Annotated in this window: 19 protein-coding genes; 8 read left to right on the forward strand and 11 right to left on the reverse strand. The window is 72.9% G+C overall.

Annotated elements, in window-relative coordinates; genetic code table 11:
• Positions 1-34 precede the first annotated feature (34 nt).
• The 3 genes from ACH35V_RS04790 to ACH35V_RS04800 are packed head-to-tail and all read left to right on the forward strand — an operon-like array spanning position 35 to position 2,884.
• Positions 35-1,090 carry an iron-containing alcohol dehydrogenase family protein gene (locus tag ACH35V_RS04790; RefSeq protein ID WP_395971133.1) on the forward strand — a complete coding sequence of 352 codons (1,056 nt, stop codon included), beginning with the start codon at positions 35-37 and terminating at the stop codon, positions 1,088-1,090.
• On the forward strand, positions 1,080-2,006 hold the full coding sequence (locus ACH35V_RS04795; protein WP_395970288.1) for a CDP-alcohol phosphatidyltransferase family protein: 927 nt from the start codon (positions 1,080-1,082) through the stop codon (positions 2,004-2,006). The genes ACH35V_RS04790 and ACH35V_RS04795 overlap by 11 nt, the downstream gene beginning before the upstream one ends.
• 23 nt (positions 2,007-2,029) lie before the next feature.
• A complete protein-coding gene (locus tag ACH35V_RS04800; protein WP_395971134.1) occupies positions 2,030-2,884 on the forward strand; it encodes a glycosyltransferase family 2 protein in 855 nt (284 codons plus the stop codon).
• Here the strand turns inward: ACH35V_RS04800 and ACH35V_RS04805 are convergent.
• From ACH35V_RS04805 to ACH35V_RS04825, 5 genes are all read right to left on the reverse strand, one after another.
• Entirely contained in the window at positions 2,881-3,519 is a 639-nt protein-coding gene (locus ACH35V_RS04805) for a TetR/AcrR family transcriptional regulator (protein WP_395970289.1), read from the reverse strand. The genes ACH35V_RS04800 and ACH35V_RS04805 overlap by 4 nt on opposite strands.
• 60 nt (positions 3,520-3,579) lie before the next feature.
• The gene (locus ACH35V_RS04810) at positions 3,580-6,084 is read right to left on the reverse strand and encodes a HelD family protein (RefSeq protein WP_395970290.1); all 2,505 of its coding nucleotides are present in this window, start codon (positions 6,082-6,084) and stop codon (positions 3,580-3,582) included.
• A 208-nt stretch (positions 6,085-6,292) separates the two neighbouring features.
• Positions 6,293-7,039, reverse strand: coding sequence for an acetoacetate decarboxylase family protein (locus tag ACH35V_RS04815; RefSeq protein ID WP_395970291.1), 747 nt, complete (start codon positions 7,037-7,039; stop codon positions 6,293-6,295).
• A 56-nt stretch (positions 7,040-7,095) separates the two neighbouring features.
• On the reverse strand, positions 7,096-7,593 hold the full coding sequence (locus ACH35V_RS04820) for an SRPBCC family protein (protein ID WP_395970292.1): 498 nt from the start codon (positions 7,591-7,593) through the stop codon (positions 7,096-7,098).
• A 32-nt stretch (positions 7,594-7,625) separates the two neighbouring features.
• On the reverse strand, positions 7,626-8,216 hold the full coding sequence (locus ACH35V_RS04825) for an HD domain-containing protein (RefSeq protein WP_395970293.1): 591 nt from the start codon (positions 8,214-8,216) through the stop codon (positions 7,626-7,628).
• A gap of 55 nt (positions 8,217-8,271) precedes the next feature.
• Between ACH35V_RS04825 and ACH35V_RS04830 the strand changes: the two genes are divergently transcribed.
• Positions 8,272-10,263, forward strand: coding sequence for a PQQ-binding-like beta-propeller repeat protein (locus ACH35V_RS04830; RefSeq protein ID WP_395970294.1), 1,992 nt, complete (start codon positions 8,272-8,274; stop codon positions 10,261-10,263).
• 4 nt (positions 10,264-10,267) lie between these two features.
• Here the strand turns inward: ACH35V_RS04830 and ACH35V_RS04835 are convergent, their stop codons facing one another.
• The 3 genes from ACH35V_RS04835 to ACH35V_RS04845 form a co-directional block, all read right to left on the reverse strand.
• Positions 10,268-11,449, reverse strand: coding sequence for a glycosyltransferase family 4 protein (locus ACH35V_RS04835; RefSeq protein ID WP_395970295.1), 1,182 nt, complete (start codon positions 11,447-11,449; stop codon positions 10,268-10,270).
• Between the two features lie 183 nt (positions 11,450-11,632).
• On the reverse strand, positions 11,633-12,895 hold the full coding sequence (locus ACH35V_RS04840; RefSeq protein WP_395970296.1) for a nucleotide sugar dehydrogenase: 1,263 nt from the start codon (positions 12,893-12,895) through the stop codon (positions 11,633-11,635).
• A 22-nt stretch (positions 12,896-12,917) separates the two neighbouring features.
• Positions 12,918-14,372 carry a glycosyltransferase family 4 protein gene (locus ACH35V_RS04845; RefSeq protein WP_395970297.1) on the reverse strand — a complete coding sequence of 485 codons (1,455 nt, stop codon included), beginning with the start codon at positions 14,370-14,372 and terminating at the stop codon, positions 12,918-12,920.
• Positions 14,373-14,396: 24 nt separating this feature from the next.
• Between ACH35V_RS04845 and wecB the strand changes: the two genes are divergently transcribed.
• From wecB to ACH35V_RS04860, 3 genes are read left to right on the forward strand one after another with little or no spacing between them, the layout of a single operon-like run.
• Entirely contained in the window at positions 14,397-15,497 is a 1,101-nt protein-coding gene (gene wecB, locus ACH35V_RS04850; RefSeq protein WP_395970298.1) for a non-hydrolyzing UDP-N-acetylglucosamine 2-epimerase, read from the forward strand.
• Complete coding sequence (locus ACH35V_RS04855) at positions 15,490-16,203, forward strand: hypothetical protein (RefSeq protein WP_395970299.1); 714 nt, start codon at positions 15,490-15,492, stop codon at positions 16,201-16,203. The genes wecB and ACH35V_RS04855 overlap by 8 nt, the downstream gene beginning before the upstream one ends.
• 53 nt (positions 16,204-16,256) lie before the next feature.
• Positions 16,257-18,383: a glycosyltransferase gene (locus ACH35V_RS04860; protein ID WP_395971135.1), complete on the forward strand. Its 2,127-nt coding sequence runs from the start codon at positions 16,257-16,259 to the stop codon at positions 18,381-18,383.
• Between the two features lie 3 nt (positions 18,384-18,386).
• Here the strand turns inward: ACH35V_RS04860 and ACH35V_RS04865 are convergent, their stop codons facing one another.
• Positions 18,387-18,818: an excalibur calcium-binding domain-containing protein gene (locus ACH35V_RS04865; protein ID WP_395970300.1), complete on the reverse strand. Its 432-nt coding sequence runs from the start codon at positions 18,816-18,818 to the stop codon at positions 18,387-18,389.
• A gap of 102 nt (positions 18,819-18,920) precedes the next feature.
• The gene (locus tag ACH35V_RS04870; RefSeq protein ID WP_395970301.1) at positions 18,921-19,592 is read right to left on the reverse strand and encodes a winged helix-turn-helix transcriptional regulator; all 672 of its coding nucleotides are present in this window, start codon (positions 19,590-19,592) and stop codon (positions 18,921-18,923) included.
• Positions 19,593-19,694: 102 nt separating this feature from the next.
• On the opposite strand from ACH35V_RS04870, the gene ACH35V_RS04875 reads away from it, so the two are divergent.
• Positions 19,695-20,519 carry a class I SAM-dependent methyltransferase gene (locus ACH35V_RS04875; RefSeq protein WP_395970302.1) on the forward strand — a complete coding sequence of 275 codons (825 nt, stop codon included), beginning with the start codon at positions 19,695-19,697 and terminating at the stop codon, positions 20,517-20,519.
• 80 nt (positions 20,520-20,599) lie between these two features.
• Here the strand turns inward: ACH35V_RS04875 and ACH35V_RS04880 are convergent, their stop codons facing one another.
• Positions 20,600-21,610: a CDP-alcohol phosphatidyltransferase family protein gene (locus ACH35V_RS04880; RefSeq protein WP_395970303.1), complete on the reverse strand. Its 1,011-nt coding sequence runs from the start codon at positions 21,608-21,610 to the stop codon at positions 20,600-20,602.
• Between the last annotated feature and the right edge of the window lie 112 nt (positions 21,611-21,722).

Below are 21,722 nucleotides of genomic sequence, written 5' to 3' on the forward strand. Positions count from 1 at the left end.
CCGAGCGAGGAGGCACATGCCCCTGCTGACGCGGATGCTGAACGCGCCGCTGTCCATCGACGTGCGGCGCGGCGCCGTCGCGGGCCTCGGCGAACTGCTCGCCGACCGGCGGATCGTCACCGAGGGACGGGTCGCGATCGCGGTCGGCCCCGGGCAGGGCGACCAGATCGCCGAGCACGTCCGCCCGTCCCTGTCGGCCTGCGAGGTGTACCGGGTCGAGGACGGCAGCGTCGACGCCGCCGTCGGCCTGGGCGCCAAGCTGCGCGCCGGGTCGTTCGAGGCCGTCGTCGGGATCGGCGGCGGCCGGACGATCGACGCCACCAAGTACGCGGCCACCCTGTCCGGCATCCCGATGGTGTCGGTCGCGACGAACCTGTCCCACGACGGGATCTGCTCCCCGGTCGCCTCGCTCGTCCACGACAAGGGCAAGGGCTCGTTCGGCGTGGTGATGCCGCTGGCGATGATCGTCGACCTCGACTACGTGCACGCGGCGCCGCCCCGGCTCGTCCGCGCGGGGATCGGCGACGTGGTGAGCAACTTCTCCGCCGTGGACGACTGGCTGCTCGCCGCCGACGAGTGCGGCGAGCGCGTCGACCGGATGGCGCTGACCGTGGCGCGCACCGCCGCGGAGGCGCTGTTGCACCAGCCCGAGTCGATCGAGTCGGACCGGTTCCTGACCGTCCTCGCGGAGAGCCTCGTCCTGTCGGGGATGGCGATGGCGTTCGCGGGCGACTCCCGTCCGGCGAGCGGCGGCGACCACGAGATCCTGCACGCCATCGACCAGCTCTTCCCCGGCACCGCCAACCACGGCGAGCTGGCCGGGATCGGCGCCGCGTTCTGCTACCACCTGCGCGCCACCCATCTCGGCGCGGGCGCGGACCGGCTGGCCGAGATCCTCACCTGCCTCGGCCGGCACGGCCTGCCGCGGTTCCCCGGCGACGTCGGGCTGTCGGTCGACCAGTTCGCCGAGGCCGTCGTCTTCGCCCCGCAGACCCGCCCCGGCCGCTATACGATCTTGGAATATCTCGGCCTCGACAAGGGCGCGACCCTCAAGGCGGTGGAAGAGTATGTCCAGGCCCATGGAGGCTGAGATCCCCGGACGGAGCCGCTCCCCCGAACCGCCTGGCGACGAGACCCCTGGCGAGCCTCCCGGCGGCGAGTCCTCCGGCGGCGAGTCCTCCGGCGGCGAGTCCTCCGGCGGGGAGCCGCGGCCGCATCGCAAGGGCGCCTCGGTCGCCGACGTCCGCCGGTACGGGCAGCCGCCCGGCCTGAAGGACCGGCGCAACGAGGAGCACTGGGCCGGACGCCTCTACATGCGCGACCTGTCCCCCTACTTCGGGTGGATCGCGCTGCGGCTCGGATTCAGCCCCAACCAGCTCACCTACCTGATGATGTTGAGCGGCGTCGCCGCGGGCGTCGTGGTGTCGCTGCCCGCGTCCCCGCTGTGGACGGCCCTCGCCGGCGCCGTCCTCATCCAGCTCTACCTGCTGCTCGACTGCGTGGACGGCGAGGTCGCCCGCTACCTGAAGCAGACGTCGGTGGCGGGGGTGTTCCTCGACCGCATCGGCCACTACCTGTCCGAGGTGTCGCTGCTCATCGGGCTCGGCTTCATGGCGCAGGGCGGCTGGGAGAACGGCGGCTGGGCCGAGCTCGGCCTCGTCGCCGCGCTCGGCGCCGCGCTGATCAAGGCGGAGACCGACAACGTCGTCGTGGCGCGGGCCAAGTCGGGCCTGGCCGCCGACCCGTCCGGCGGGGACCGGGCGCTGCGTCCCCGCTCCACCGGCATCGCCCTCGCCCGGCAGGCCGCGTCCATGCTGCGCTTCCACCGCATCATCGGCGCTGTCGAGCTGTCGCTGCTGATCCTCGCCGCCGCCGTGGTCGACGACGTCTTCGGCGCCGACGGGCCCGTCGCGGTGCGGGTTCTCATGGTCACCGTCGCGGCGGTCGCCGTCCTGCAGACCCTGCTGCACCTGGTCAGCATCCTCGCCTCGCGGAGGCTGAAGTGAAACTCTCCGTCGTCGTGCTGACCATGGGGAACAGGCCGGACGAGCTGGCCCGCGCCGTCCGCAGCGCGCTGGAGCAGGACCACGTGGACGTCGAGGTCGTCCTCGTCGGCAACGGCGTCGACCCCCTCGGCGGCCACGCGGACGTCGCGCCGTTCGACGACGAGCGCGTCAAGGCGCTCGCCCTCCCGACCAACGTCGGCATCCCCGCCGGGCGGAACCGGGGCGTCGAGGCGTCCTGCGGCGACGTCGTCCTCTTCCTGGACGACGACGGCTGGTACCGCTCCACCCGCCTCGGCACCTACCTGCGCGACCGGTTCTCCGCCGAGCCCGACCTCGGCGTCATCTCGTTCCGCGTCCGCGACCCCGAGGGCGGGCGCGGCGAGCGCCGCCACGTGCCCCGGCTGCGGGCCGGCGACCCGGAACGTTCCTCCGCCGTGACGACGTTCCTCGGCGGCGCCTGCGCGATCCGCCGCACCGCGTTCGACGCCGGCGGCGGCCTCCCCGAGGACTTCTTCTACGCGCACGAGGAGACCGACCTCGCCTGGCAGATCCTCAACGCCGGGTACCGCATCGTGTACGACTCGTCCGCGGTGATGTTCCACCCGGCCGTCCTGCCGACGCGGCACGACATGTTCTACCGCTACAACGCCCGCAACCGCGTCTGGCTGGCGCGCCGCAACCTTCCGTGGCCCCTCGCCCTCACGTACCTCGCGGTGTGGGTCGGCATGACCGTCCTGCGTGAACGCAAGCCGAGCGCTCTCAAGCCGTGGTTCAAGGGCTTCACGGAGGGCTGGCGCAAACCGGCCGGGCCCCGCCGTCCCATCTCTTACCGAACTGCATGGCGCATGACTCGCACGGGACGTCCGCCCATCATCTAGGGGCGTGTGACGGCGGCGAGGATCAAGCGGGTCAGTTCGGCGGTGATGTCGTCCAGGGGGATGTCCTGGTCGCGGGCGGACCAGTGGTGGACGAGGTTGTTGATGGCGCCGATAATCGCGATCATGGTCAGCCGGTAGTCGCGGTTCACGGCCTCGCCGCGCCGGACGGCCTCGCGGGTCATCGCGAGCAGCGCGTCCTCCCACTGGCCGCGCCAGCTCAGCCGGTGCCGCTCCAGGCCCGCGCTCACGCCGATGACCTCGACGAACGCGATGCGGGCCCAGCGGGGGTCGCTGGCGGTGACGGTGACGAACGCGCGGACGGCGCGCTCCACCCGGCTCGCGAGATCGGCGTCCGCGCCCTCGGTGAACGCGGTGGCGAGCGCCTGCGAGGCGCGCTCGTTGATGGTCCGGTGCAGGGCGGTGAGCAGTTCCTCGCGTCCCGAGAACTCCTCGTAGAAGTTGCGGGTCGACACGCTCGCCGTCGCGCACAGCCGTTCGATGGACGTGGCCGCGTAGCCGCGCGTGCCGAACAGTTCGAGGCCGGCCGCAAGCAGACGCTCCCGCCGTTCGGCGCGGCGCTCCTCGGCGGACCGGCCGCCGTAGCTCCGCCGGGGCGCGGGATTCCGGCCGCTCATCGATCTCCGTCCACCCGTGCGAATGGGGCCAGCGTCAGCCTAACCCGCGCGGGGCCGGGCTCAGTCCTCGAAGAGCGTGCCGCGCCATTCCGGGTCGGCGGTGAGGACGGTCAGCCGCTGCGTCGCCCGGGACACGGCCACGTACAGCACGCGCAGCCCGCGCGGGGACTGCGCCGCAACCGTCTCCGGCGCGACGATCACCGCGGCGTCGAACTCCAGGCCCTTGGCCTCCAGGACGTCCAGGACCTGGACGCGTTCCGGCAGGCCCGCGGCGAGCCGGTCCCGGTCGGACGCCGTCCAGGCGGTGGCGGGCTCATGGGCGTCGGGCCCGTCGAACAGGGTCGCCTGCCCGGCCGACTCGTCCAGGGACAGCGGGACGATGACGCCGATCGTGCCCTCCACCTGGCCGAGCAACTCCTCCGCCGCCTCCCGCGCGGCGGCGGGCAGGTCGGGCTCCGGGACGACCCGCGCCACCGGCTCGATCCCGGACGTCCGGACGGCGCGGGCCGGGCGGGCCTCCGGCAGCGCGACCGCCAGCACCCGCGCGGACACGGCGGCGATCTCGGTCGAGTTCCGGTAGTTGGTGGTGAGCTCGTACTCGTGCCGCACGCGGGCGGGCGCGGGCTTGCGGGGGGCGCCGCCGCGGCCGCGGCGTCCCCGGCCGCGGCCCCGGGACCTGGCCGCGGGCCGCTCCCCGCCGAGCGCGATCTCCATCGCCTGGCGGGCGGCGTCGAGGTCCTCCCAGGCGCTCTGGGCCGGGTCCTCGACGATGGTCCAGCTGGCCTGGCGCCCGCGGCGGCCGAGCATCCGCCACTGCATGGGGGAGAGGTCCTGCGCCTCGTCCACGACGATGTGCGCGTACTCGGGACGCTCCTCGACCACGCCGTCGTCGACGCGCCGCGACCGCTCCAGCCGCTCCATGGACGTGGTCAGCTCCTGCATCTCCGGCTCCCACGTGTCGTCCACGACGTCCTCGCCGGTGAGGATGTTGACGCCGTCCACGACGAACGGGTCGTCGGCGGCGGGGGCGGGCCTGCGCCGTGACGGGCGTGGCGGGGATCCGAGAAGCGCGTCGAGCTCGTCCAGCAGCGCGATGTCCTGGTAGCTGAGCGGCGCGCCGTCGTTCTTCGAGGAGGCAGCGCCTTTCCAGGAGGCGGCGAGCGCGTCGAGGTCGGCGCGGCCGAGGTCGCGCCCGGCGGCGCGGCGCAGCCGGGACGGGTCGCCGAGCGAGCGCAGCACGTCCAGCGGGCTGCGGATCGGCCACCACGCGACGAGGAAGTCGGTGAACGCGCGCTGCTCCCGGACGCGCGTCTCGAACTGGGCGCGTCTGGGGTCGCCGCCGCCGTTCTCGCGCCCGTGCCCGTTCTCGCGGCCGCGTCCTGGCGCCTGGTCGTGCGGGTCGTCGAGGGCGGCGAGGCCGTCCGCGGCGAGGATCGCGTTCCACAGCCCCGCCTCGGCGCCCTCCGCCGACTCGGCCGCCTCCTGGCCGCCGATGTCGGTGAACCGGTCCCAGAGGGCGTCCAGGAGGAGTTCGGCGGCGCGGCCCCGGGCGGCGTTGACGCTGCCGCGGCTGCGCCGGTGGACCTCGTTCCTGATCCGGTCGAGCCGGGCCCGGTCGAGCGCCACGACGACGCCCTTGAACACCACACGCAGCTCGTCCGGGGCGCCGGGCGCGTGGTCGGTCACGGCGCGGCGCAGCACCTCCGCCATCTCGTCCGCGCCCTTGAGCCGGGCGAGCCGCGGCGCGTCGTGGACGGACGCGGTCACGCCGTCCACCAGGTCGCCGAGCGAGCGCAGCGTCGCCGAGCCCTCGCCGAGCGACGGCAGCACCCGCTCGATGTAGGCGGTGAACCGGCGGTTCGGGCCGACGACCAGCACGCCGCGCGAGCCGAACCGGCGGCGGTGCCGGAACAGCAGGTACGCGACGCGGTGCAGCGCGACCGCCGTCTTGCCGGTGCCGGGGGCGCCGCGGACGAGGATCGTCCCGTCGGCGGGCGCGCGGATCACCTCGTCCTGCTCCCGCTGGATCGTCGCGACGATGTCGCGCATCGCGCCCTCGCGGGCGCGGGCCAGCGAGGCGAGGAACGCGCCGTCGCCGACGACGGTCATGCCGTCCGCCGCGTCCGGGTCGAGCAGGTCGTCCTCCAGGTCGACGACCGTGTGCCCGCGCGAGTGCAGCACGCGCCGCCGGACGACGCCGCGCGGGTCCTCGGGGGTGGCGCGGTAGAAGTCCTCGGCGGCGGGCGCCCGCCAGTCGATCACCAGGGAGTCGTGCTCGCTGGTCCGGACGCCGATGCGGCCGACATAGCGCACCTCGTCAGAGGTGAGGTCGAGGCGGCCGAACACCAGGCCGTCGTCGGCGATGTCCAGCGCCTGGGCGCGCAGCGCCGCCTGGTGGACCATCGCGTCCCGGTCCACCAGCGAGCCCTTGGTGCCGGCGAGCGACTGCCGGTAGCCCTCCCGGATCATGGCCTGGGCGTCCGCGCGCATCTCCTCCAGCCGCGCGTACGCGATGTCCACATAACGCTGCTCGGCAGCGATCTCCTGATCCTTGACCGTGTTCATGGCATTTCTCTCCTCCTTCGGCCCCGGGGGGCCTCCATCGTCGAGAAACACGGTGCGATCGCTGCATCGCTCCGGCTCGCCTGGCGGCTCACTGCGCGATCAGTTCCTCGCATGCTCGGAACTGCCTTCGGACGCGATCGCGACGGTCCAGGTCGTCGGGTGGTCGAGGCGGTGGCCGGTGCGGTCACGCCTCACCATCCGTTCCGACTCAGCGGCGCGCCACCTCGGCGGCCTCGAAGACCATTCTCATGTGCGCGGCCGTGCCGGTGCACAGCGCCCGTGCGCGGTCGAGGCCCAAGCCTCGCAGCTCCGCCGCCACCGGGTGATCACCGAGCACGACCTTCGCCCCGCCCGGACGAACTCGGACGCCGGACGGCGCGACCATCCATGATATTCGGTGCGTGAGGCCGTCCATGCACGTGTAGGCGTCGAGGTTCGGGGCCTGGTTCCTGGTCGGGATCGGCGCTCCGGGGCGTATTGCCAGCTCGATCGCGGTGCGGCCGTCGAAACGGACCGCGCAGCGTTTGACGCGGCCGTCCAGGTGCATGGGGATGTCGGCGAGTTCTTTCGGGAAGCCCCAGATCGTGCGGCCCGCTTCGAGGGTGAATTCCTGGTCGACCGGGAGCCAATGGATGAACGCCCCGGCCTCCGCCATTTCGCGGAGGCGTCCGGACGTCCCCCGCGGTGCGGCCGCGCCGGGCGGGCGCACCAGGAAGGCGACGGCGAACTCGTGGTAGCGGCCCAGGTCGCCGTCCGTGTACCGGACGAACGCCAGCGAGCAGACGGCCTTGCCCGGCAGCGGCTCGGCGACGTCCAGCCCCGAGTAGGCGATCAGTGCCTGGGCGGGGGCGGCGGGGACGGCGAACATCGCGGACGCCACGGCGGCGTCGCGGATCCGGACCGGAAGCGCGACCCGTTCGCCCTGGATCGTCCAGGCGCCGGCGGCGGTGCTCATGCACTTAAGTAGAACAGGTTCTCGTTTTTCTGCCAAGGGCCCGGAGCCGGGGAGGCTCAGCCCTTCTCGGCGGCCGTTCTGATGCGGGCGAGGGTGGCGCGCATGCCCTCGCGGTTCACCGCGGCGCGCCGCTCGGCGGGGACGCCCGTGAAGACCTTGCCGAGCAGCGAGGCGAACGCGGCGCCGCGGTTGTCGCGACGCAGGTCCTCCCAGTACTCGGTGAGGCGCGTCCGGGGCGCGGACGGGTCGTCCGCGATGTCCTCGATGCGGTAGCCCCACAGCGCGACCGGCGCCCCGAAGGCCGACACGCGGAACGCGAACGCCTCGCCCGGCACCGCGACCGTCACCTGGCAGGTGGTGAACCAGACGCGCCAGCCGATCCGGTTGAAGCCGACGAACTTCGTGCCCGGCGCGATCTTCCGGCCGCGGATCCAGGTGGCGAACACCTCCGGGCTCCACTCGCGCATCCGCCGCAGGTCGGCCACCGCCGCGTACAGGGTCCGGGCCCCGGCTTCGACGGCGACGCTCTCCTCGACGACCCATTCCCGTTCCATGCGCGGGATTCTCCCACTCCATGACCGTCCGGTCACATCAGGTGGGCGAAATGGCGGCGCCAGGACGCGTACCAGTCCTTGAACCAGGGCTCGGGCTCGGCCAGCGGGATGACGTAGGTGACCGTCTCGGCGTAGTAGCGGCGCTGGAAATCGGGCGGCATCCGGTCGAGGGTCTGGACGTTGCTGGCCCGGTCGGCGAGCTTCACCAGCACCGCCTCCCGCGGCGCCTCGCCGAGTCGGCGCAGGTAGGCGGCCCGTGCGGCGCGCTTCGCCTGGCGGCCGGTCCCGGTGGACGGCGGCTTGGTGACCCAGTCGACCAGCTCCGTCACCACGGGCCCGAACTCGGCCTCCACGTCCGCGAGGGTGGCCGCGGTGTCCTCGACGACGTCGTGCAGCAGCGCGGCGGACAGGACGTCGACATCAGTCACGCGCGGCCCGCTGACCAGCACTTCCAGTGCCTCCAGCAGGTGCTCGACGTACGGGTCGCCGGTCGGCCGGAGCTGATCGCCGTGCCAGCGCTCCGCGGCGGCGGCGGCCCTGGCGAGGGCGGCCACGTCGATCTCGCCTCCGGAGAGGGCGGTCCGGGCCTCGTCCCAGGTTCGCCAATGGGTGAAGACCTTCACGTTCCGCTCCGTTCTGTCGCGCCGACGCCCGGCACAGGGCATGGTGGGTGTCGTCTTGCAGGCACAGTACGCGGAGGGAGGCGGCGCGGTCGTGGTCGCGAGCCGGCAGCGGCCCGGTGGCCGGCCGGAGTCCGTGGGCGGTGTCCGCGTCGCTCTCGGCCTGGTCTCCGGCGCGGTGGCGATCGCGCTGTGCGCCGTCCTCGTCGACCGGTTCGTGCTGGGCGCGGAATGGTGGCAGGTCCGGCACACCGTGACCGCCGAGCCCGCCACGCCGCAGAGCGAGACGGGCCCGCCGCCCGGCCCGCTCGCCGTGAGCTGGGAGCAGACGACGCGCGCGCACCACGGGTCCGTCGCCGGGCACGACGGCGTCGCCTACGCGGTCGCGCAGGGCCAGGTCGTGACGGCGTCCGGGCGCGGCCTCGACGTCCGGGACGCGCGGACCGGCGCGCCCCGCTGGAGCTACCGCCGCTCCGGCTGGACGCTGCTCGGCTGGGCGTCCACCCGGTCCCGGCTGGTCGCCCACTTCCAGCGGGACGGCGACCGCACCGACCGGCTGATGGTCGCCTTCGACGCGCTGTCGGGCGGGCTGCTGTGGCGGCGCGAGGGCGAGCGTCCGGCGGCGGTGTCCCGGACGACGCTGCGCTGGCCCGCCGGCTCGGACGTGCTGCTCGCCACCGACGAGCACCGCCGGACGCTGTTCGGGGTCTCGGCCGTGTCCGGCAAGCGGGTGTGGCGGCTGCCGCTGCCGCGCGGCTGCCGGCTGTTCGAGGGCGGGGCGCGCCCGTCCGACGGCCGGGAGACCCTCGCGGCGCTCGCCCTGGAGTGCGCGGGCGGCGAACGCCACAGCCGGCTCCTCGCGGTCGAGCCGGGGAAGGGCTCCGTCCGCTGGAACCGGCCGCTCGGCTCCCCGGAGTCGCCCGAGGTGTCGATGCTGGACGGCGTGACGCTGGCGTCCGACGGCACCGGGCTGCGCGCGTTCGACGACCGCGGCCGGCAGTTCGCCGAGTGGAAGGGCGACAGCGTGTGCGGCGACGCGATGTGCCAGGGCGTCCTGACGGCGGGCCGGCTCGTGATCGTCTACCACCCGGACGGGGAGAAGCGCGGCGTGACCCGGATGGAGGCGCGGCGCGTCTCGTCCGGGACGGTCGACTGGGAGCGGGACGTGCCCGCGTACGCGGCGCTCGCGCAGGCGGGCGGACGCGTGTTCGCGCTGCGCCCGCGGCTGTCGGAGCGGCTGCTCCCGGCGGGCGTCGACATCGTCGAGCCCGGCGACGGGCGCACCACGACCGCGCCCGCGCCGTTCTCGCTGAACACCGACCTGCCGGGCGCGCGGCCGTGGCTGGCGGCGGCGGGCGGGCTGCTGTACGCGGCCGTCCCGCAGGCCGCGCCGCGCCCGGACGGCGCCGCGCGGCTGGTCGCGCTCCGCGGCGGGCTCACCGGCGCCGGACCGGCCGAGCTGGACGGCGTCCCCGCGGGCGACTGGCCGGACGCCTGCTCGCTGCTGGAGAAGGCCGACCTGGCGGCGGCGCACATGGCGGGCCACGTCGCCGAGCCCGTTCGCGCCGGCGCTGGAACGATACGACTCCCGCGAGCGGTGTCCTGCACGTACAAGCCGCCCAAGAAGGGCGGCGAGCCGAAGGATCCGGAGCGGAAGCGGAGGAACGTGCCCGAGCCCGAGGCGTCCAAGCCGTCCGGGTCGCCGGGTTCGGGGTCGCCGTCGTCCTCGGTGTCCGCGACGCCCAGCGCGTCCGGCCCGGCGGCCACTGGGCCGGACACGGGCGTGGGGAGCATCAGCGTCAGCGTCCGCTGGGTCGGCAGGTCCGACCAGGCCGCCTCGCGGATGCTGGACGCTCTCCAGGCCACCCAGGCCCAGGCCCGGAAGCGGCGCGACATCCGCGCCGACGAGGCGTACGAGATCGGCCCGACCGCCGGGATGATCGCGTTGCGGGTCGCGCGGTACGTCGTGGTGGTGGAGGCGGAACGGCCCGCGGGCGCCGCGGCACGCCTCGCCCGGTCCGTCGCGTACCGGCTGAACCAGCCGTCCTGACCGGTCAGTACTCGGGGACGGGCTTCGGGCCTGGTTCGGGCTCCGATTCGGGCTCTGGCTGGGGCTGGGGCTTGGGCTGGGGTTCCGGGACGTGTGCGGGCGAGCGTCCCGCCCACGTCTCCAGCTGGGCGACGAAGCGTTCGGCGTGGACGGGCCAGTGGAACCGCGCCCGCGCGGTCCGGTAGCCGCGCTCGCCGAGGCCGGTGCGCAGTTCGGGGTCGTCGCGCAGCCGCAGGACGGCCTTCGCGGCGCTCTCCGGGTCGCCGAACGGGACGACGATCCCGCAGTCGGCGGGCTCCACGATGTCCACCGCCGGCGGGTTCGGCGTGGTGATCACCGGGACGCCGCGGGCCATGTACTCCACGACCTTGGTCGGCATCGAGTGCCGGTAGTTCGGCTCGTCGTGCAGCAGCGCCAGCCCGGCCATCGCGCCCTCGGCGATGCGCAGCGCCCGGTCGTTCGGGACGAACCCGTACCAGCGCAGGATCCCCTCGCGCTGCGCGGCCCGCAGCGGGTCCCGGACGTCGGCGTCCGCCGCCCCGATCAGCTCGACCAGCACGCCCTCGGCGGCCAGCGGGCGGGCCATCTCGATCATGTCGAGCGCGCCGCGCGCCCGGGAGAGCTGCCCGACGTAGACGGCGCGGCGGCCGTCCGGGGCCGGGGGCCGCCGGTCGGAGACGTAGGTGGTGTTGGGGACGACGGGATGGTCCTCGCTGAACCGGGACCGGTAGCCGTCCTCGGCGAGCAGCAGCCGGTGCCGCCGCTCGCTGCGCCGCTCCAGGTGGCGGACGGCGGGCCGCAGCACGGGACGCGCCGGGCCCGGCACCCAGCCCTTGGCGCTGAGCGCGGCGGCGGTGTCCTCGTGGACGTCCCACACGACCGTCCGGCGGCGGACCTCGCGGGGGAGCGACACCAGCAGCTCTGGGTCGTGCAGCAGGATCACGTCGGCGTAGGCGGCGTGCTCGATGAGGGCCCGGTGGGCGGCGCGCAGGGCCCGGATGCGGCGCCGTCCGGTGGCGCGCGGGACGTCCACCGGGCTGACCTCCCGCCACGGGGTCGCATTGCATGCCCGAAATGGAGCGATATATGTGACTTCATGGCCGGCGTCGAGCAGCGCGCGTATCTGCCGGTGCAGAATGCGCGCGTCCTCGGGATGGTGCACGACCGTGCAAACACAGACCCGCATTATCACTCACTCCGCTGACGCCGGATATTCATGGCCTACGGCCGAGTCTTGGGCGTCGATGGAAATTACCGATGAATTCCCGCTGTCCATGGCGTGGACGATGCCGGGCCAATCCGTCCCGTGTGTTAAGGGCCCCTGTGCCGAGGGCGCGCGTGTCAAGGGCTCGTGGGCCATGACGCGCGCTCAGAGCAGTTCCACGGTGTCCGCCGGGGCGTTCCGCGTCCGGCCGCGCGTGTCGAACAGCAGCGGCGCGTGCCGCGTCAGCGTCGCCGCGTCGTAGGCGGCGTGGTCGGCCAGGACGATCGCCAGGTCGGCCGCCTCCAGCGCCGCGCGCAGATCGCCGCTCGCGGGCGGGACGGACGCCCCGTCGACCTCCCAGGACTCCACGAACGGGTCGTGGAACGACAGCTCCGCGCCGAGCCGGGCCAGCCGCCGCGCCACCGGACGGGCCGGAGACTCGCGCTGGTCGGCGATGTCGGCCTTGTAGGTGACGCCGAGGAGCAGGACCTTCGCGCCCTTCAGCGCCCGGCCCTCCCGGTTGAGCAGCAGCTGCGCGCGTTCCGCGACGTAGCGCGGCATCCGGTCGTTGATCTCCTGGGCCAGCTCCACGAACCGGAACGGGTAGCCCAGCGAGCGGACCTTGTACGACAGGTAGTTCGGGTCGATCGGGATGCAGTGCCCGCCGACGCCGGGGCCCGGCCGGAACGCCTGGAACCCGAACGGCTTCGTGGCCGCGCAGTCGATCGCGTCCCACAGGTCGATGCCGAGCTCGTTGCAGAACACCGCCATCTCGTTGACCAGCGCGATGTTGACGTGCCGGTAGGTGTTCTCCAGCAGCTTGGCCATCTCCGCCTCGCGGGTGCCCTTGGCCTGCACGACCTGCTCGACGAACTTGCCGTAGAACGCCGACGCCGCCGACGCGCACGCCGGGCTCATCCCGCCGACGATCTTCGGCGTGTTGCGCACCCCGTACACCGGGTTGCCCGGGTCGATCCGCTCCGGCGAGAACGCCAGATGGAACTCCTCGCCCGCGACCAGCCCGGACGTCTCCAGGATCGGCCGGACGACCTCCTCCGTCGTGCCCGGGTAGGTGGTCGACTCCAGCACCACCAGCGTCCCCGGCTCCAGATGCCGGGAGACGGTGTCGGCCGCGCCGCGCACGGCGGTGAGGTCGGGGCCGCCCTCGGGCGACAGCGGCGTCGGCACGCAGATGACCACGGTGCGGGCGCCGTCCAGGACGTCCTCCTGGAGGCTCGGGACGAACCCGGCCTCCAGCATCTCCTCGATCTCGGCGGGCGAGACGTCGTCGATGTGCGACAGCCCGGCCTTGAGCCCGGCGACCACGCGCGCGTCGCGGTCGAGACCGGCGACCCGCAGGCCGGCCCGGCAGGCCTCCCGCACGAGCGGCAGTCCCACGTAGCCGAGTCCGATGACCACCAGATCCACGCCGGTGGCTCCCTTCCAGCATCTATGTGATGGCGTATGCGGCGCGGTAGCCGTCCGCCACGGCCCGCCAGGTGCGTTCCGCGCGGACCCATTCCCGGCCCGCCCGCCCTATTTTGTGCCTTCTTTCGGGACTGTAAGCCAGATCTTCCAGGCAATTCGCCCATGCTTCCGGGTCTTCCGGAACTGTTAACTCGCCGGTCACCCCGGATTCCACGATTTCGCGAAGTGCCCTGACATCACTGGCTATGACGGGGATTCCCCCTGCCATCGCCTCGATGGGTTTCAGAGGCGTCACCAGCTGGCAGACACGGTCCGCACGGCGCGGAACCGCGAACACATCGAGGATTGCGTGGTATCGGCGAACGGATTCCATCGGCACCCGGCCGGTGAACACGGCATGAACGCCGTGCCCCGCCGCGCGCCGTTCGAGCGCCCCGCGCTCGGGCCCGTCGCCGACCAGCAGCAGCGTGACCGGCGCCTTCCGGTCGCGGAGCAGCGCGGCGGCGTCGATCAGCGTGTCGATGCCCTCGTAGCCGTAGAACGACGACGTGAGGCCGACGACCGTGGCCCCGGCCTCGATGCCGAGCCGTTCGCGCAGGTCGCCGGGGTCGGGGAGCGGTTCGAGGAACGCCCCGTCCACCCCGTTCGGCACCGTGAAGATCTTCTCCCCGGGGACGCCGCGGGACGCGATCTCCGCCCGCATGGCCTCGCCGAGCGTCACCACCGCGTCCGCCTCGGACATCCGGCGGGTCTCCAGCTCGCGCGTCAGCCGGTAGAAGTCGTCCGACTCGCTGTGCGACGGGTCGCGCGACAACCAGGAGTCCTCCAGGAAGCCGCGCACCTCGTACACGACCGGCAGCCCGTGCCGCCGGCCCGCCTCCAGCGCGACGGCCGCGTTCAGATGGTTGCTGACCGCGTGCAGGACGGCGGGCCGCAGCTCCTCGACGAGACGTCCGGCCAGGTCGGCGCCCTTCCCGACGGCCCGCAGCGGGTCGGCGGGCGGCAGCCACGGCAGCAGCCGGTGGTAGGGGACGCCGTCGACGTCCACCCGCGCCCGCGCGTCGCCGACGCCCTGGCTGAGCGGGTATCCGAGCCGCGTCACCACGTGAGTGTCGAACCCCATCTCCCGCTGGGCGAGCGCGAGCCGGTGCGTCCGGACGGTGTAGCCCGCGTTCGTGCACGGCAGCGCATTCGTCACGAACTTCAGAACGCCCTTACCCTGCGCGGGCGGCTGCGACGGCGGCTCCGGAGCGCGAGCGGGGGCGTGGGCGGGCGCGTGGGCGAGGAGGCGGCGCAGGTCGGACGTCTCGCGCCGCACGTCCCGCGGTTTCGGGACGATGATCGGGGAACGCCTCAGCCGGGCGCCGGCGGGCGTCCTGGCGAGCAGCCGGACGGCGAGCCGGGACGCCCGGCCCGGGTCGTCGCGGAGCTGCCGCCAAGTCAGTCCCAGCAGGTAGACGGGCTTTTTCAAGGGCACGGCGGGCGAGCGTAGGCAACCCCGATGAACAGAAGGGAAATTGTGTTGGGACCCATCGTGCACGTCCTCGGGGCGCGGCCGAACTTCGTCAAGGCCGCGCCGGTGATCGGCGCGCTGCGGGCCGCGGGCGCCGAGCAGGCGGTGGTCCACACCGGCCAGCACTACGACGCCCGGATGTCGGAGATCTTCTTCGACGAGCTGGGCCTGCCCGAGCCCGACGTCAACCTCGGCGTCGGCTCCGGCGGGCACGCCGCGCAGACCGCCGCGCTCATGATCGGGCTGGAGCGGGAGTTCACGAGCCGTTCACCCGCGCTCGTCATCGTGTACGGCGACGTGAACTCGACGATCGCCGCCGCACTGGTCGCGGCCAAGCTGCACATCCCGGTCGCGCATGTGGAGGCCGGGCTGCGCAGTTTCGACATGTCCATGCCGGAGGAGGTCAACCGCCGCCTCACCGACCAGCTGTCCGCGCTGTGCCTGGTCACGAGCCCGGAGGCGGTCGGGCACCTGGCGAACGAGGGCGTCCCGGTGGAGCGGGCGCACTTCGTCGGCAACCCGATGATCGACACGCTGCTCGCGAACCTCGGCTCCTTCGACACGGCCGCCGTCCGGAAGGCCCATGACCTGCCGGAACGGTACGTCCTGGCGACCATGCACCGGCCCGCGAACGTGGACGCCCCCGAGACCGCGGCGGCGCTCGTCCGGCACCTGCACGGCATCGCCGACCTCGCCGACCTGGTCATCCCCGTCCATCCGCGCGGCCGGGCGAACCTGCTGGCCGCCGGGCTGGACGACCACGACGGCGTGCACGTCCTGGAGCCGCTGGGCTACATCGACTTCATCGCGGCCGTCCGGGGCGCGGCCGCGGTCGTCACGGACTCGGGGGGCCTCCAGGAGGAGACGACGATCCTCGGGGTGCCGTGCCTGACCGTCCGTCCCAACACCGAGCGGCCGATCACGATCACCCACGGCACGAACCGCCTGGTGACGTTCGAGGAGCTGGTCCCCGGAGTGCGCAAGATCCTGGAGGCGGGCGGCCAGGGCGGCGACCGGCGCCCGCCGCTGTGGGACGGCGCCGCAGGCCCCCGCATCGCAGAGGTGATCATGGAGTATCTGGGTGAGTGACGACGACAGGGCCGACGACCGGGCCGACGAGCGGGCCGCGAAGGCGTACGAGCAGCTCGGGCGCCTGAAGTCCACGCTGCGGGAGCGCGAGGCGCGCCTCGCCGAGCTGGAGAAGCGGCTCGCGACGCTGGAGAACTCGACGGCCGTGCAGTTCGGCCGGATCGTCGCCAACGCGGCGCGGAACCCGAAGCGCGGCAGGCGGCTCCCGAAGGAGCTGTACCAGCTGTGGCGCAAGCGGCACGCCCCGGTCTCGGCGTCCGGATCATCGGGCGGCGGCGGCGTCCAGCCCGAGCGCGTCGACCGTCCCGAGGACCGCCTGCTGGTCGCCGGCCCCTGCGACACGGTGATCGTCGCCGGGGTGTTCGGGCCGGGCACGGCGGAGCTGCTCGGCGCGCACGCCAAGGTCGTCCCGCTGTACCCGCACGACGCCGCGACCGTCCTGCGCTCGGCCGATGTGGACCTGGTCGTCGTGGACGCGACGGCCGGCGAACCCGGCGGCCCCTGGGCCTACCTGGGCGTCCCCGGCATGTACGACAGGGACCTCGCGCTGCACGAGCTCCGCCGGATCGCCGCCGCCCGCTCGCTGCCGCTCGTCCTGTACGGCGAGGCGCCGCCCGCCACCCTGGCCTCCCTGACCTGGGACGCCAGGCTCCCGGACGCCGCGACCGCTCCCGGCCGGCTCACCGAACTCATGGAACCGGCTTGAAAGGAAGAACTTTGCGACCACGCGCCCTCGTCTACGGCGACGTCGATCTGAACATGATCGACGGCTCGGCGATCTGGGCCCAGGGCATGGTCCAGGCCCTCGCCCGCGCCGGCTGCGAGGTGACCCTGGTCCTCAAGGCCCCCGTCCGGACCGGACGCCTCGTCGACCCGCTCCGCGCCCTGCCCGGCGTCACCGTCCGCAGCCCGCACGCCGAGGGCCTGTTCGACGGGTCCCGCGGCATGTCCGCGAAGGACGCGGCCCAGGTCCTCGACCGCGTCGACGCCGAGAACCCGCACGACCTGGTCGTCGTGCGCGGCCGCCGCCTCGCGGGGAAGCTCGCTGCGGGCTCGCTGGCCGGACGGCTCTGGACGTACCTCACCGACGTCCCGCAGTCCGCGGCCGAGTTCGACACGTCCGCCAAGGCGGAGCTGCGCCGGATCGCGGACGCCTCCCGCGTCCTGCTCTGCCAGACCGAGGAGCTGCGCGGCTTCCTGGAGAGCGCCGTGCCCGCCGCGGCCGGCAAGAGCGTGCTGTTCCCGCCCGTCGTCGTCCTCCCGGACGGCCTGGACCCCCGCCCGCCGGGCGCGCCCGACGGCCGCGAGCTCCGCCTCGTCTACACGGGCAAGTTCGCGCCGCGCTGGAACACCTACGAGATGACCTCGCTGCCGCGCCTCCTCTCGATCAGGGGCGTGGACGCCGAGCTCCACATGGTCGGCGACAAGATCCACGACGACCCGGCCGACCCCGCGTTCGCGACCCGGATGCGGACCGCGCTGGAGTCCGGTGACGGCGTCGTCTGGCACGGCGGCCACCCCCGGGCCGAGGCGATGCGGCTGACGGCCGCCTGCGACGTGGGCCTGTCCTGGCGGCACCCGGACATGGACGCGAGCCTCGAACTGTCCACGAAGGTCCTGGAATGCGGCACGCTGGGCGTCCCGGTCGTCCTGAACCGCACCCCCATGCACGAACGCCTCCTCGGCGCCGACTACCCGCTCTTCGCCGCCACCGAGGACGACGTCCTGGACGCGCTGACCCTCATCGGAAAGAACCCCGACGTCTTCGCCCTCGCCGTGGACCGCTGCCGCTCCGCCGCCGCGGACTTCACGCTGGACGCCGCCGCCGGACGCCTCCGCGCCTATCTGGCACAGGCTTTCCCGGAACCGTCCGAAAAGGTCCTCGCGGTAAAAGAGCGGCCCCTGCGCATAGGCGTAGCGAGTCACGACCTCAAATTCTTCACCCGCCTCCTCGACTATCTGCGTTCCCGTCCGGACATGGAGGTCCGCGTCGACCACTGGTCGGCGCTGAAGGCCCACGACGAGAAACGCAGCCAGGACCTCGTCGACTGGGCGGACGTCATCATCTGCGAATGGTGCGGCCCCAACGCCCTCTGGTACGCCGATCGCAAACGTCCGGGGCAGCGGCTGGTCGTCCGCCTGCACCGTTTCGAGTTGTACGCCGCCTGGCCGAAGAAGCTGAACATCGGCGCCGTGGACGAGGTCATCTGCGTCAGCCCCCACTACAGCGACCTCACCCGCGAAATCACCGGCTGGCCCGCGGACAAGGTCGTCACCGTCCCCAACTGGGTGGACGTCGACCAGCTGGACCGTCCCAAGCTGCACGGCGCCGAACACCACCTCGGCATGATCGGCATCGCGCCGTCCCGCAAGCGCCTCGACCTGGCCCTGGACGTCGTCGAACAGCTCCGCCGCGACGACCCGCGCTTCACCCTCTTCGTCAAATCCAAGCTCCCCTGGGAGTACTGGTGGATCTGGCAAAAGGACGACGAGCGCGAACACTACGAAAAGCTCTTCCGCCGCATCCGCCGCTCGAAGAACCTTTCTGGCGGCGTGGTCTTCGACTCCTACGGCCGCGACGTCGCGTCCTGGCTCCGCCGCATCGGCTTCGTCCTTTCCACCAGCGACGACGAAAGCTTCCATCTGGCCCCCGCCGAGGGCATGGCGTCCGGCGCGATCCCGGCCCTGCTCCCATGGCCCGGCGCCGAAACCATTTACGACGACCGCTGGATTCACGAAACCCCACACGCCATGGCCGCCTCAATAGCCGCAACGGTCTCAGAGGGCCGCTGGGAAGCCGAAGCAGAACTGGCCCGCGCTCAAGTCAGCGAAGCCTATTCCCTGACGAAAGTCTGCAACCAATGGACGGACGTCCTGGCTCAGTAGGCCCTATTCGCACACCACACCGTCCCCGTCCCGATCCTCGTACCACTCGTACTCCGGCTCGCCCACGCGATAGTGCCCGTAACCGGCCGCCTTGGCCGCCGTGCACGTCGCGAACCGAGGATCCGTCCGAGGCGCCGGCCGAGCCGTCTTCCGCGGCTTGGGCCGGGGCTTCGGCACGGCACTCCGCGTCCGCCGCGGACTGGGCGTGGCAACCGGCGCGCTGGTCGTAGCCTCGACGGGCGGCGCGGTCGTCGTCTCCGTGACGGTCACCGTAGGCGCGACCGAGGCCGGGGCCGCCGCGGGCTTGGCGGTCTCCGACCCGGCGACCCCGGCGCCCACGGCACAGCCGAGCAGCAGGCACACACTGGCGATCAGCACGATCCCGACCGCCGATATGCGGTGCCGCTGCGGTGAAGGTGGAGGCGGTGGATACATGGGGCTCCCGTCGTTCGACCTGTCAGGTCGCGGCGGAGGGCGTGAGTGGGACGGCCTGCATGAGGGAGCCGTTCACCTACTGTCGCGATCCGGCCACGGCCGCTACGCGGGACGGGGCGCCGCCGCGAACGGCGGCAGGACGAACCACCCGGGCACCGCCCGGCGGAGCGACTCAGGCCCCCGCACCGTCACCTCTCCCGACCGCAGCGCGTGCTCCCACCGCACGTCGCCGCGCCAGATCCGGACCATGTGCCGCAGGTCGCCGGTGACCGTCACGGACACCTCGAAGCCGGGATCCACGTCGCAGACGTCCGCCTCGCCTGGCCCGAGCACGAGCCACCAATGGCGCTCGCGCACGGGAACGTCCGGGAAGCCGAACAGGACGACCGTCCGCCCGGCGGGCACGGCGCCATGATCGATCCTGCGCCGCATGTCCCACAGGAGCAGCTTCGGGTCGAGGTCGTGATCTCCCAGCTCCCCGATCCACCGGATGCCCCAGAGCGCGAGCGCCTCGACCACCGGCCGCAGCTCCTCACCGGCCGGAGTCAGGACGTACCGGTCGCCGTCCGCCCCCTTGGTCACGATGCCCGCCCGCACAAGCTGGCTCAGCCGCTTCGACAGGAGCGTGGGCGACATGCGCGGCACGCCGCGCCGCACCTCGTTGAACCGCTCGCTCCCGGACATCAGCTCACGGACGATCAGCAGCGTCCAGCGTTCGTCGAGCATTTCCATCGCCTTGGCGACGGGACAGAACTGGTAATAAGAGGCCCCCATCGCCGCAGGCTACGCCCCTATCGCGCTCCGGTACAGATCCTGTACTGGAGGCGCACCGGGCCGCTCCATAGCGTGGCCACCACGAACACGATGGGAGCAGTCATGGGGGAATTGAACGACAAGGTCAAGGCGGGCCACCGCAAGACGTGGGCGCTCGGCGACTATCCGGCGCTGGCCGCCGACGTCATCCCGGAACTCGGCCGGGTGCTCGTCCAGGCGTCCGGGGTGAAATCGGGCGACCGCGTCCTGGACGTCGCCGCCGGCTCCGGCAACGCCGCGATCAACGCCGCGCTGACCGGCGCGGACGTCGTCGCGAGCGACCTGACACCCGAGCTTCTGGAGGCCGGGCGCAAGGAGGCGGCACGCCGCGGCGCGACCCTGGAATGGCGCGAGGCCGACGCCGAGGCGCTCCCGTTCGGCGACGGCGAGTTCGACGTCGTCCTGTCCTGCGTGGGCATCATGTTCGCCCCGCACCACCAGACCGCCGCGGACGAGTCGCTGCGCGTCTGCCGCCCCGGCGGCACGATCGGCCTGCTCAACTGGACGCCGGAGGGCTTCATCGGCCAGATGTTCGCCGCCATGCGCCCCTACGCCCCGCCGCCCCCGCCGGGCGCGCAGCCGCCGCCGCTCTGGGGCAGCCCCGACCACGTCCAGAGCCTGCTGAGCGACCGGGTCACCGACGTCACCACCGAGCGCCGCATGCTCCAAGTCGACGCGTTCGCCAAACCCGAAGACTTCCGCGACTACTTCAAGGCGTACTACGGCCCCACCATCGCCACGTACCGCCACATAGCCGAAGACCCAGAAAAGGTGCTGGCCCTGGACCAGGCCCTAACGACCTTGGCCCAGGACCACGTCCAGTCCACCTCCCCGTTCACCCTGAACTGGGAGTACCTCCTCCTAACGGCCCACCGAGCCCCCAACTGACCCGACGAGGGCGATCGCGATCCGCCCCGAGGCACCGGCCAAGCCGCCTTCCGCGACTCAGGCCGGGCTTCGGCGCGGGGTCAGCCGGAGCTGGTGGTGGCGGGGGTTGCGGTGGGGGTGTCCGGGGTTTCCGGGAGCTGGGTGCGGTGTTCGGTGATCTTGGCGTTGAGTTTGGTGAGGTTGCGGCTGTAGTCGCGGGCGGCGAGCCAGAACTTGTAGATGATGATGAGTTCGAAGGTGAGGAGGCCGGCTCCGCTGGCGGCCACTACCGGGATGATGGCGCCGGAGATGGCCGCGGCGGCGATGGGGGCGACGATGAAGACGCCCATCTGGAACTCGATGCCGCTGAACAGGTGCGGGCGGATGCGGCCCGCCATGAGGACGTTGCGGACGCGGATGTACCAGGGGAAGCGGCGGTAGAAGCCGCTCTGGAGGGCGGCGTTGGCGGGGTCGTCGCCGACGACGCGGTCCTCCATGTCGGCCTCGGGGTCGTCGGCGAAGGCGCCTTCGGCGGAGCGGAGGTCCTCGTCGACGTGGCCGTTGGCGCGCTGCGCCGCGGCCTCAAGGGAGAGCGCCTCCGCGCGGGCCGCGGTGAGGGTGTCGCGCATCTGGGCGCGGATCTTGTAGATCTCCAGGGCGTCCATGTAGCGGAGCATGTCGAGGAACACGACGGCGAGGGCCGTCCAGATGTAGGCCTCGTTGCCGGTGGCGTGGTACTGGCCGCCCATCAGGGCGATCGCGCAGGCCAGGACGCGGACGCGGTCGAAGATGTAGTCGAGCCAGGCGCCGAACACCGAGCCGGTGCCCTTCAGGCGGGCGATCTTGCCGTCCATGCAGTCGAGGGTGAACGACAGGTGGTACAGCAGGGCGCCGGCGAGCAGCCACGGCCAGGAGGCCACGGCGAAGCAGGCGCCGGCGGCGAGGCCGAGGACGAGGGCCCCGACGGTGAGCTGGTTCGGGGTCACGCGCGTCCGGTTGGCGGTCAGCTTGACCAGCCTGGACGCGAGCGGGTCGACCAGGAGGACCGTCCACCAGGCGTCACGCGCCTTGTACGTCCGTTGCCGAACGTCGTCGAGCGTGAAGTTCGCCATGGGGTGCCCTTTCGTCGTCGGAAGCCGTCCGATGGTACCGGCCGTCCGGTTGTGGACTCCGGCATTGTCTCCGAGTCGTGATTGTGCGTACGGATGATCGCCGTCACCGCGG

Origin of the sequence: Actinomadura sp. 1N219, from assembly GCF_044326405.1 — a bacterium.
In the GTDB taxonomy this organism is placed as follows: domain Bacteria; phylum Actinomycetota; class Actinomycetes; order Streptosporangiales; family Streptosporangiaceae; genus Spirillospora.

Coding starts and splice junctions, on each gene's coding strand:
- ACH35V_RS04805 (WP_395970289.1), bottom strand. CDS start 3,519: ATGAGCGGCCGGAATCCCGCGCCCCGGCGGAGCTACGGCGGCCGGTCC.
- ACH35V_RS04820 (WP_395970292.1), bottom strand. CDS start 7,593: ATGGAACGGGAATGGGTCGTCGAGGAGAGCGTCGCCGTCGAAGCCGGG.
- ACH35V_RS04865 (WP_395970300.1), bottom strand. CDS start 18,818: ATGTATCCACCGCCTCCACCTTCACCGCAGCGGCACCGCATATCGGCG.
- ACH35V_RS04835 (WP_395970295.1), bottom strand. CDS start 11,449: ATGCGGGTCTGTGTTTGCACGGTCGTGCACCATCCCGAGGACGCGCGC.
- ACH35V_RS04790 (WP_395971133.1), top strand. CDS start 35: ATGCTGAACGCGCCGCTGTCCATCGACGTGCGGCGCGGCGCCGTCGCG.
- ACH35V_RS04810 (WP_395970290.1), bottom strand. CDS start 6,084: ATGAACACGGTCAAGGATCAGGAGATCGCTGCCGAGCAGCGTTATGTG.
- ACH35V_RS04870 (WP_395970301.1), bottom strand. CDS start 19,592: ATGGGGGCCTCTTATTACCAGTTCTGTCCCGTCGCCAAGGCGATGGAA.
- ACH35V_RS04795 (WP_395970288.1), top strand. CDS start 1,080: ATGGAGGCTGAGATCCCCGGACGGAGCCGCTCCCCCGAACCGCCTGGC.
- ACH35V_RS04815 (WP_395970291.1), bottom strand. CDS start 7,039: ATGAGCACCGCCGCCGGCGCCTGGACGATCCAGGGCGAACGGGTCGCG.
- ACH35V_RS04800 (WP_395971134.1), top strand. CDS start 2,030: ATGGGGAACAGGCCGGACGAGCTGGCCCGCGCCGTCCGCAGCGCGCTG.
- ACH35V_RS04860 (WP_395971135.1), top strand. CDS start 16,257: ATGATCGACGGCTCGGCGATCTGGGCCCAGGGCATGGTCCAGGCCCTC.
- wecB (WP_395970298.1), top strand. CDS start 14,397: ATGAACAGAAGGGAAATTGTGTTGGGACCCATCGTGCACGTCCTCGGG.
- ACH35V_RS04880 (WP_395970303.1), bottom strand. CDS start 21,610: ATGGCGAACTTCACGCTCGACGACGTTCGGCAACGGACGTACAAGGCG.
- ACH35V_RS04875 (WP_395970302.1), top strand. CDS start 19,695: ATGGGGGAATTGAACGACAAGGTCAAGGCGGGCCACCGCAAGACGTGG.